The 797-nt window shown below is 62.4% G+C and carries 1 pseudogene; it reads right to left on the bottom strand.

The features are described 5' to 3' along the window. Positions 1-130 (bottom strand): annotated as a pseudogene (locus tag C5470_RS22100) (RHS repeat-associated core domain-containing protein); the annotation flags it as partial. Positions 131-797 lie beyond the last annotated feature (667 nt).

Genomic DNA, 797 nt, shown 5'->3' with positions numbered 1-797 from the left:
TTGCTGCGATATTGTCCAGAACACGTTGTTTGATTACTGGGCATGTTGCCAGCCCCAGAGGATCAACCCATCCGGTGGGATTATGGACGTACGAATAGGGATTCAGGCCCCCATTCAGCCCAATCGGGTCTTCGGCACTATCCCGACGCCATCATACGGTTTAGGACACTTTTCCCCTTGATTTAGCAGCCTTTTTTCTAGCCACCTTTTCCCTCCCTGTTAAAGAGCATTCCAACTCGCCCTGACGGGCACTTTGCCGATTGTAGCTCACTTTTTCCCCGACGTCAGCGCCGGGTTTCAGCCCGCTTTTCCTGTCAGAACCGGGTTTTATCGGGAACCCGTGACGGCGGGGCAGCTTGCCTGCGCCGCTGACGCGGGTTGGCGGGTGCGGGCTGGCGAGGCCCGCAGGTGAAGCTTTTTAACAGGGAAGCCCCCCTGGGGGCTGCACGGGGCGGCGATGGCGAGCACGGGGACGAGCAACGGAGCGCAGCGCAGTGCGAGCCGCGCGCAGCCAGTGCAGCAGGGTTGGGGCGGGGGTAATAAACTGCGGAGGCCGCAGGCCGACTGGCTTACCGGTCTGTGGCCGTTGACCTTGACGGGCTTGCCGGCGGGTTTTAGGACTGATGTTATCACCGGAGCCGCCAGGGATGGCGGCGACTGCGGCGGTGGGTTTTAGCACTGATACTGACAGCAGCGGGTGAGCGAGCGAACCCGGTGCGCCTCTGGGGCTGAGAAGCTCAACCCGGCGGCCAGCCGCACGCTGTTGTTGAGGTGACCGCGCAGCGCCCTTGGGTGGG

The organism is Photorhabdus stackebrandtii (assembly GCF_011189495.1).
GTDB lineage: Bacteria > Pseudomonadota > Gammaproteobacteria > Enterobacterales > Enterobacteriaceae > Photorhabdus > Photorhabdus khanii.
Note: the sequence above shows the minus strand (reverse complement) of the source record. Positions and strands in the feature narration are given on the sequence as shown.